Source organism: Lapidilactobacillus wuchangensis (genome assembly GCF_003946645.1).
In the GTDB taxonomy this organism is placed as follows: Bacteria; Bacillota; Bacilli; order Lactobacillales; family Lactobacillaceae; genus Lapidilactobacillus; species Lapidilactobacillus wuchangensis.
Map to the genome: position 1 here is coordinate 1 of NZ_RHOU01000023.1, position 10,041 is coordinate 10,041.

Here is a 10,041-nt window from a genome sequence, read left to right on the forward strand (position 1 = left end):
TACTTGATCACAACAACCGAAGTTGTCATGAGCCCTGCACATTTTCGAAACTTTGTTCAGTTTTCAAAGATCTACCAAGTTGTTGTCGTTGTAACAGCAACTCAATTAGTATAGCATGTTTAGCAATCATAAGTCAACAACTAATTTCAATATTTTTCAACCGAGTTAGCAGCGAAAAACTTAATAACTGAAAAACACAACTTTTATAGTTTAGCAAATTAAATGCCTACTGACAAGTATTATTTTAAAAAAATTGAAATTAATACTAGGAATCCTTATTTAGCAGGATTTTGCCACCACTGCAATAACTCCGTACATAACTGATGAGCGGCGATACTGCTTGTAGCTGATACTGGATTGGTTGGATGTTGGTCAGCAACAGCCTGTACGAAAGCTTTGATCAGTGGCGCAAAACCACGCTGAGTTAACGTCGGCGTCCAATCTGGCAGCTGAACTGTGGTGACTCCTGCTGCACTGGCCGACTGTAACTGACTCAGATCGATAACCTCAGCCATTCCTGTCGGCCGCTGTACTTGAGTGATTTCGCGATTGACACCGGCATCCATATTCATTAATAAATAAATTGTTTGATCAGCAGTCGTTAAGGTAATGCCACAAAAAGCTAACATCCCATTAGCGTTCGTCGTCAACGTAAAATGGCGTTTTGCTGTGGTTAAATCAAGCGGTCCTGCCAAATACAAGCCCGTATCCACCACATGAATCAGCAAATCAAATATTGCAAACGCCACTGGCTGCTCTGTGGCCAGCCGATTTTTCTGGGCGACGATGACATTGGGCGGTGTTGCTTGAACTAAGCGCTGGTTTAGCGGGGCAAACCGCCGATTAAAACCACAGGTCAATAGCAAATGACGTTCTGCTGCTAATTGATAAAGGGCCGCTACTTCAGCTAAATCAGTACTAACGGGCTTATCCACATAAACATGGACACCTGCCAGTAAAAACTGACGGATTAAAGTCCCATGAGTAGCTGTTGGTGTGTGTAGGAAAACCGCATTTGGCTGCTGAGCGAGTAATTCCGTCACGCTACTTGCAGACTGCTGAAACCCATACTGCTTTTTTAATTGCGCTAGCTTATCAGAATTACGGGTACATAAAATCCATTCAACCTGATCCTGCATTGCTGCCATTACTGGCAGATAAGCCTTCTGCGCAATATTGCCTAGACCAACGACGCCAATTTTTAACATGCGACTACTCCGTTTCTTCTATATAGATAGTGATTCGCTATCCCCGATAGTTAAGCTCAGACAAAGAAAATATTAGAACGAGCTTAACTGACAGTATAACTTAGCTGCTATTCAACACTGCAACAGCCAATCTGCGTGCCACTAAGTATTATACCAGAAAAGGAGTTAAAACTATGGCTATTCGTCATCGTCAGGACATCCCTGAAGATATTGAAATTCGTGGTGTCTGGGCAAACAATTTAAAGAATCTTGATTTGATGTTCTTCTAAATGTTTTTGTCACCGTCACTGGCGGCTCTAGTTCGGGTAAATCCTCACTGGTGATGGACACCATTTATGTGGGAAGCACCCGTAAATATTTGGCAGTCATGTCGACTGATACCCGCCGGCGGATCACCCAAGCCAAACGTGCTGATGCCCATAAAATTGCTAACTTGCCAGCAACAATTGCGCTGCGGCAACGGCCATCGACTGACAACCACACCTCCATTCAATCTAGAGTTGAGTCAGTCACCTTCACGGCGGTTAGTGTTCGAGACAGTAATGTATGATAGCTCAATCAGATTTCAATAGCTAACACGTTTGAATGATAGATAAAAATAGCCTAATTGACAATTTCTAGTTAAACTAGAAAAATTGTTAATTAGGCTTTGTTATTACCATAGTCTGTTTTTTAAAAAGTCGTGTTTAATTCTATTAGTTTATTCAAGTTAGGGCCCAGTGATTGGCGTCGGCCGTGTTCCACGACAAGCAGCCCGCACTGCAGTCAGACCGGATTCAGTTTTAGACTGTATCACAGTGATGGCGAGTAGTGTTTCAAGTCAGCGACTAATTTCGATAATTTCTGGGCAATTTCTTGCGGCGAACTGGCAAAATTGTTGCTGATCCAATCGACTAGCACACCACCACAACCATAGCCAAAAAATTCCGTATAGAATTGGCGATCATAATCTGACAGCCGATGTTCAGGATCCAATTCGGTCAGCATATCTTGCAGGCGGCCTTGAACCACTCGCGAAAAGGTTAGCAGTAACGTATTTTGGTCGCTAGCAGTTGTATTCAAATAGAACGCTTGATGCTCGGCTATTGAGGTCAACATTTTTTCAACTTGGGCTTGCCAGTTAGTGAAAGTCACCTTGCCGCTATCCAAATAATGGAAACTAATGGTCTGGTAGGTGTAGGCCAGCAATTCATACTTGTCGTGAAAATGGTAATAGAAACTTTGTCGATGCATGCCTACTTGTCGGGTAATCATTGACACCGTAATTTGACTAAAGTCGTGTTGCTCAGTTAATTCTAGTAACGCATGGACAAATGCTCGGGTAGTTATCTCAGTCGTACTCATCGCCGCGCTCCTCAGGTAAACGTATTTTTGTTAAGAATAGCACCATCATGGTAAAAAAATCAAGTTAGGTTCGCACTTCATGAACCACCGCACAAAAAAACAGCTTGCATGGTTGCAGGCTGTTTTTGTAATTATTCGATTTTATAATACTTCGACTGTTGCTGATAAAATACCAGCTGAAGGAATTTGGCTATTAGGCATTGCCACGTCTAATTGATATGGGTTTGCATAAGCAAAAGAACCAGTATCATTAACAGTCCGATATAAAACTTGACCATTAGACATTGAAATCTTTAAGCGTGTGCCTTTAGGGAACATGCTTAAGTTAGCAGCAACCCCACCGTAACCCATGTTTGAGCCTAAAACGGCTGGATCGTAAAAACTAATCTTGAAGGTACCTTTAGATGTACCAGAAGTTGATGTTGAGGTGCTTGTTGAAGTTGTGCTAGCAGCGCTTTGTGCTTGGGCAGCAGCTTGTTGTTGTGCAGCTGCGGCAGCTTTAGCGGCTGCAGCTTCAGCAGCGGCTTTTTCAGCAGCAGCTTTCTCTGCGGCTGCTTTTTCGGCAGCAGCTTGTTCTGCGGCAGCCTTCTCGGCAGCGGCCTTTTCTGCGGCTGCTTTCTCGGCAGCAGCTTTTTCAGCAGCTTGACGAGCAATTTCATCCTGTTGTTTCTGATCAGCTAATTGTTCAGCTTTGTTGGCAGTTTGTTGTGCCATCCGAGTTTGTGCAGCATCCTTTGCATCTAATTCACGAGCTACACGATTTGCGAAAGTAACTTGTTGAACGGCTTGCGTCGACGGATAGATGTTTGCATCATCATTTGGCGCCGCAATAACGAGATTTAGATTAGGGAAGAAAATAGCTACTGCAATCGCAAATGTGAATGCGATTCGAGTAATGTGCTTTTTTTTATGGGTAAAACTTGTCATAAATAGAAGACTCCTTTACGTTTTTCGAGCTATTCATGTTTCCATTTAACAAATACAGAGTATAGCGGGCTAGTATAACAACCAAATACCAGTAAGATTACAAGTTAGCAGACTCACTGCAACACTGTTAATTGATTGACACATTCGGGTGGTTTCTGTAATCTCTCTGTAAAGAAGCGGCCTATTCGGCGGTTTTGCAACAATTTTGGCTGTTTTGTAACATTTCGTAATATACCTGGCCGAATGTTACATTGATGGTAAATGCTTATCGTTATGGTAACTGCTAAGAAGCCATGTCTAGTCGGGCTTTGCCAAGTTGAATCGTATCCAGTTAGTGACAGTGTGGATTATTTCGATTGTAGGACTTGGTTGATTGATTTAAGTCGCTCCCTAGTTGAAAACGGCAGGGGCCCAGCGATTGAATGGGTGTGGAACATGGTGGGCCCCTGCCTGGATTAAACTTGCAGAATAAAGCACCACTATTTAGCCAAACCAGATTGTGGTGACACAAAAACGATTTGACAATCTCTACTGAGAATAAAGTTGTCACACTTTATTTTGTTACCGTTCAACTATTACTACTGATTGAATTGAGTTTCTGAATTCCGCTAACACTGCCTTAAACACTAAAAACTATGAAGTGCACTAACTCAACTCCAGACGGAATGGAGGGCGTGGTTGTCAGCTGCCAAATTTGTCTTGCCGCTTCAGCGGTTAGACAAAGGCTCGTATTTGAAACAATTGTGGTTTTCAATTGGTTCAAATCGATGCCGGCCGCGTTCCACAACCAGCAAGCCCGCAATGCAGTCAGAACCGATTCCGTTTTATCATCTTTACCCGTTTTCTCGAACGCGTATCCATGAAATCAGGTCACGTTTTTACGACAATTTGGCAATTTCTTCCATATAATGGTATATTTTTGTAAGTGTCATGAAGGAGTCGAACCATGAGTTTATTAACTGTTACAGATTTAAACCACACTTTTGTGGACAAAACTTTATACGATCACGCCAATTTCAAAGTCGAAAAAGGCGATCATTTAGGCATTGTCGGTCAAAATGGTGTTGGTAAAAGTACCTTGATCAAAATTCTAACTGGCGAAATTTTGCCAGATTCCGGTAAAATCACTTGGCAAAAGGGTTTGCAGATTGGCTATTTAGACCAGTACGCCCATATGACCAAAGGATTGACGATTCGCGAATTTTTACGGACTGCTTTTGAGCAAATGTTTGCCCTCGAACAGAAAATGAATCAGATTTACGAGAATTATAGTCAAACTTTAGATGATGATGATTTAGCAAAGGCCGGCCAAATCCAAACACGCTTGGAAGAAGCCGGTTTTTATGACGTGGAAACGCGGATTGAAACAGTCGCTACTGGGCTCGGGATCACTGATATGGGCTTGGAAACCGACGTCACCGAATTAAGTGGCGGTCAACGGTCGCGGATTATTTTAGCCAAACTTCTATTACAGCAACCTGATATGATGTTGTTAGATGAACCAACCAACTATTTAGACACGAAACACATCGATTGGTTGACTGACTTTTTACAGAATTTCAGCGGTGCTTATTTGGTTATCTCTCACGATTATCAATTTCTTGAAAAAATCACTAATTGTATTCTTGATATTGAGTTTGGCCAAATCACTCGTTATACCGGTGACTTGGAGTCTGCTTTCAAGCAAAAAGAAGCGAACGCGTTGGCTTACCGGCGTGCTTACACGAAGCAACAGGAACAAATTGCCAAGTCTGAGGCCTACATTCGCAAATTTAAGGCTGGTTCGCGTTCTAAATCAGCCCGTTCTCGTGAGAAACAGCTGTCCCATATGGACGTCTTAAAAACGCCGGACCGTTTAGCTCAGCCAGTGATCAACTTTGCTTATGAACCAACCGCTAGTCGAATTCTGATCACCACTACTGATTTGACCATCGGCTACGACCAGCCACTGAATAAAAAGCCCCTGGAATTTTCCGTAGCTAATGAGCAAAAAATTGTTATCGCTGGTTACAACGGTGTTGGTAAATCAACCCTTTTAAAAACTTTACTAGGTGAATTACCAAGTCTGAGCGGTGAAATTGAAAAAGCGCCTACCTTGAAAATTGCTTACTATAGCCAGAGCTTACAGTGGCCTCATAAATTAGCGACGCCGCTCCAATACTTACAAGATCTCTATCCTTTGGAGAAACCAAAAATCCTGCGACAAGCTTTAGCGCGAACTGGTCTTACTGCCCAACAAGCCATGTCACCGATCAATGAGCTTTCTGGTGGTGAGCAATCAAAAATCAAACTGGCACAATTGATGCTGACCCCAGCAAATCTGCTGATTTTGGATGAACCAACTAACCACTTAGACGATGCCACGAAGAGTGCTTTACGTTTAGGTATCCAAAAGTTCCCCGGCGCCGCATTACTGGTTACCCATGAAATGGATTTCTATGATGATAGCTGGATTGATAAAGTGATTAATATTGAGGACTATCAGAAGTAAGAGCTGATGATGATGTTGAGACAGAGCTGCGTCTGACTGCATTCCGGGCTGCTTGGCGTGGAACGCGGCCGACATTGATCTGAGCCAATTAGAAACCAAATTGTCTCAGATACAAGTCTTGTTCTAAGTGGCCCAGCCACTAAGAACAATTTGGCGGCTGACGCCAAGATCCCTCCATTCCGTCTGGAGTTGAGATAGTACATTGCACAATTGCTAGTGTTTAAGGCAATGATAGCGGGATTCGTTAGCCCAATTCAATCAGTAATAATAGTTAAATAGCACAAAAAAGCGGTGTGACAACTCTACTTTCAGTAGAAATTGTCACACCGTTTTTGTTTCACCACAATCTGGCCTGGCCAAATAGTAGTGATCAATTTTGTTAGTTTTATCTGGTGGTTGCTGGGCGGTTGGCGTCAGCTGTGAAATTATTCTTGGCGATTTATCGCTTAGAATAAGTCTCGTATTTGAGATTGTTGCGCTAGCAATAAGCTCAAATCGATGACCACAGCGTTCCACGCCCAAACAATCGCCCAGCAACCACCTTACCCAAATGGGGAAGTCTTAGCACTATTTCTCAATAATTAATAGCAACGTTGACTACATCACCCTTGCCAAGGCATGGTATCACTATTTTGATCGAAAATTGTAAAGGTTTGGTCAACCGTCGGATTCGTGAACACAAACCCTTGATTGGCGTTCAACTTATTCTGCCGCACTTCTTCATTATCAAGCGTGACTGTCTCTAAGCCTTCAGCTTGATGAATCTTATCAGAGACACGTTGCAACTCACTTGTTGGAGCAATCTGGTACGAAGCATCGCCAATGTACGCATTCACGCCTTGAATATAATCACTCTTAACATCCTGACCAGCAGTCCGATAATTCAAGAAAATCTGCACCATATCGTCGAAGGTTAAGTTGGTCGTCATATTCTTTGTCACAGCCTTTAAAACTTCTTGGAAGTGAGTCAAGGTACCAGTGGAAACGGCTGACTTGATGACGGCCGTAATAATTTGCCGTTGCCGTTTTTGCCGACCGTAATCATTCTCGGGATCATCGTAGCGCATCCGTGAGTAATCGAGAGCTTGTTTACCATTCAAGTGCATCGCACCCTTAGTAAAGCTTGAGCCATTCCAACTAAATGCAAACGGCACATCGACGTCAACACCACCGACCGCATCGACGACTTTTTGCAGGCCGCCCATGTTGATGGTCATGTAGTAATCCATTGAGGTTCCCAATAACTTGTTGACCGTTTGTAACGACATTTTTGAGCCGCCATACATGTAGGCAGCGTTAATTTTCGCAACTGTAAAATTCTTGCGGCCAATAATTTCGGCCATGGTATCACGCGGCACACTGGTTAGCAGTACTTGCTTTGTGGTGGGATTGACGGTGGCGATGATCATCGTATCGGAATTACCTTGATCATGGCGGCCTTCAGCCCCAGTATCTGTCCCCAATAATAATAGTGAGAATGGCTTCTTCTGCTTAAAAACAGCTGCCGCCGCTTGGCTCTCACCAATCGATTGATGAGTCCCTTCGATGGCATTACGAGTTTGGCCATATAGCCGTAAAGCGTAAGCGCCAATCGCAAAAACAACTAGGACGGCAATTAAAATAACTAGCCGGCCCCAGTGACGACTTTTCGTTTCTTTTTTATTCATCGCTAATAATTCGTTACGTTGCAGCTTTCGTTGTGGTTGTTTCATGCCCGTAACCCCCTTGTGATTACTATTAGATTAATACAACCGCCTATTGAATGTCTATTTTTTACCCTATTTTTAGAGACTCTTAAGTAAATTAACTGAAAATAAATGTTTTTTCTAATTAAAGTCGCTGAAAAATAAGATTAATTGTAATACACTGAGATTAAACCATTATTGCCGCCAGCCGCGCGAATCGCGGCCTGATTATTTACTTAAAGGAGTAACTGCCATGACTAATGTGCAACAATTACCAGAACGTGACCAAGTGCCTGAAGAACTGACTTGGGACTTAAGTTTAATTTACCCAGATGACCAAGCTTGGGAAGCCGATTTCCAACAAGTCAAAGACCAAGCCGCCACCACGGCCTCATTCCAAGGCACTCTTGGCCAATCAGCGACTAATCTCTATCAAGGCATCGTCGCCTTACACGAAACATACCGCCGCCTGGAAAAGGTCTACGTATACGCCAGCATGAAAAGTGATCAGGACACCAACAATCAAGCATACTTAGGCTTGGCGGCCCGCGCTGGCTCATTAGCGACCGCAGTAGCCACTAGTTTAGCCTTTGTTGAACCAGAAATTATTGCCTTAAGCGACCAGCAATTAGCTGAGTTTGTTCAAACCGAGCCAAAATTAAAAGAATACCAGCATTACTTAGCCGACTTACGCGAACAAAAAGGCCACGTGTTAGATACCGCTTCTGAGAAATTGGTGACCGCTGCGACTGAAGTCTTTGGTGCTTCCCGCGACACTTTTAACGTGCTCAATAATTCTGACCTAGAATTTCCTTTTGTCGTTAATGAAGCCGGCGATCCAGTCCAACTGTCGAACGGTGTTTATGGTGCCTTGATCGAGTCCACCAATCGCGACGTTCGCCAAGGTGCTTTTGAAGGATTATATAGCATTTACGACCAATTTCAAAATACTTTAGCTCAAACATTGACTGGGGAAATCAAGAGTCACAATTACTTAGCCACGGTTCATCATTATCCTAACGCGCGGGCAGCGGCAATGGCGGCTAATCACATTCCCGAACAAGTTTATGACACTTTAGTCAGCCAAGTAAATCAGCATCTTGATTTGTTACACCGCTATGTTGCTTTACGGAAGCAATTGCTCGGCGTTGATGAGTTGCATATGTATGATATGTACGTGCCCCTAACTGGTGAACCCAGCTTAACCTACGATTTTACCGCTGCTAAAAAAGAAGCTAAAAAAGCTTTGGCCATTTTAGGTGACGATTATCTCAGTCACGTTGACGAAATCTTCAACAATCGTTACATTGACGTCGTTGAGAATAAAGGTAAGCGTAGTGGTGCTTATTCCGGTGGTGCTTATGATACTGCTCCTTACGAACTATTAAACTGGCAAGACAATATTAGTAATCTCTACACTTTAGTTCACGAAACTGGCCATAGTGTTCATAGTTGGTACACGCGCCATAATCAGCCTTATCAATATGGTGACTACCCGATTTTCTTGGCTGAAATTGCCTCAACAACGAATGAGAATTTATTAACCGAATATTTGTTAAAAACTCAAACTGATCCAACGGTGCGTGCTTATCTCTTAAACTATTATTTAGATGGCTTTAAGGGAACCGTTTATCGTCAAACCCAATTTGCGGAATTTGAACATTTCTTGCACACTGCCGATGCCCAAGGAATTCCTTTAACGGCTGATACGCTGTCACAACAATATGGTGAGATCAATGCTCGTTATTATGGCGATGCCGTTATTTCTGACCCAGAAATCAGTTTGGAATGGGCGCGGATTCCTCATTTCTACATGAATTATTACGTTTACCAATACGCCACTGGTTTTGCGGCCGCTTCAACCTTGGCTAACGGCATTACTCAAGGCCAGCCACAAGCCGTTGAACATTATCTCAACTATTTGAAGTCCGGCAATTCTCAGGACTCAATCGTGACCATGCAACAAGCTGGTGTCGACATGACCCAACCAACTTATTTGACCGATGCTTTTGCAGTCTTTGCTAAACGGTTGGATGAATTGGAAAAATTGCTGGCAAACAAGTAATTGTGGGTTACCAACTCTGGTAAGGGTGTAAAACAGAACTGGTTCTGACTGCATTCCGGGCTTGCTGGTTGTGGAACGCTGCCGGCGTCGATTTGAGCTTATTGCTACGCAACAATCTCAAATACGAGCCTTTGTCTAACCGCTAAAGCGGTAAGACAAATTTGGCGGCTGACAACCACGCCCTCCATTCCGTCTGGACTTGAGTTGGCACACTTAATCTTTTGTAGCAATTAAGGCGATGTTTGCGAGATTTATCAACTCAATTCAATCAGTAATAAATAGTTAAATAGTACAAAAAATCGGTGCGACAACTCTATTTTT

At 43.1% G+C, this 10,041-nt stretch carries 8 protein-coding genes; 3 read left to right on the forward strand and 5 right to left on the reverse strand.

All coding sequences use genetic code 11. The features are described from left to right. Positions 1-275: 275 nt before the first annotated feature. The 4 genes from EKM82_RS10890 to EKM82_RS10905 all read right to left on the reverse strand — a co-directional run bounded on the left by EKM82_RS10890 (position 276) and on the right by EKM82_RS10905 (position 3,479). Positions 276-1,208, reverse strand: coding sequence for a Gfo/Idh/MocA family protein (locus tag EKM82_RS10890; RefSeq protein WP_125769356.1), 933 nt, complete (start codon positions 1,206-1,208; stop codon positions 276-278). Positions 1,209-1,541: 333 nt separating this feature from the next. Beyond that, positions 1,542-1,697 carry a hypothetical protein gene (locus EKM82_RS11720; protein WP_164508267.1) on the reverse strand — a complete coding sequence of 52 codons (156 nt, stop codon included), beginning with the start codon at positions 1,695-1,697 and terminating at the stop codon, positions 1,542-1,544. A 303-nt stretch (positions 1,698-2,000) separates the two neighbouring features. Continuing rightward, a complete protein-coding gene (locus EKM82_RS10900; RefSeq protein ID WP_125769362.1) occupies positions 2,001-2,552 on the reverse strand; it encodes a TetR/AcrR family transcriptional regulator in 552 nt (183 codons plus the stop codon). A 141-nt stretch (positions 2,553-2,693) separates the two neighbouring features. Continuing rightward, positions 2,694-3,479 (reverse strand): RlpA-like double-psi beta-barrel domain-containing protein, encoded by a 786-nt coding sequence (locus EKM82_RS10905; protein ID WP_318531091.1) that lies wholly within the window; start codon positions 3,477-3,479, stop codon positions 2,694-2,696. A 665-nt stretch (positions 3,480-4,144) separates the two neighbouring features. Here EKM82_RS10905 and EKM82_RS11725 point away from each other — a divergent pair. Then, a complete protein-coding gene (locus EKM82_RS11725; protein ID WP_164508268.1) occupies positions 4,145-4,342 on the forward strand; it encodes a hypothetical protein in 198 nt (65 codons plus the stop codon). 83 nt (positions 4,343-4,425) lie between these two features. After that, complete coding sequence (locus EKM82_RS10910) at positions 4,426-5,970, forward strand: ABC-F family ATP-binding cassette domain-containing protein (RefSeq protein ID WP_125769365.1); 1,545 nt, start codon at positions 4,426-4,428, stop codon at positions 5,968-5,970. A 602-nt stretch (positions 5,971-6,572) separates the two neighbouring features. Here EKM82_RS10910 and EKM82_RS10915 read toward each other — a convergent pair. Then, positions 6,573-7,637 carry an LCP family glycopolymer transferase gene (locus tag EKM82_RS10915; RefSeq protein WP_125769371.1) on the reverse strand — a complete coding sequence of 355 codons (1,065 nt, stop codon included), beginning with the start codon at positions 7,635-7,637 and terminating at the stop codon, positions 6,573-6,575. A gap of 280 nt (positions 7,638-7,917) precedes the next feature. Here EKM82_RS10915 and pepF point away from each other — a divergent pair, with 280 nt between their 5' ends. Next, positions 7,918-9,720, forward strand: coding sequence for an oligoendopeptidase F (pepF, locus tag EKM82_RS10920; RefSeq protein WP_164508269.1), 1,803 nt, complete (start codon positions 7,918-7,920; stop codon positions 9,718-9,720). Positions 9,721-10,041: the final 321 nt, after the last annotated feature.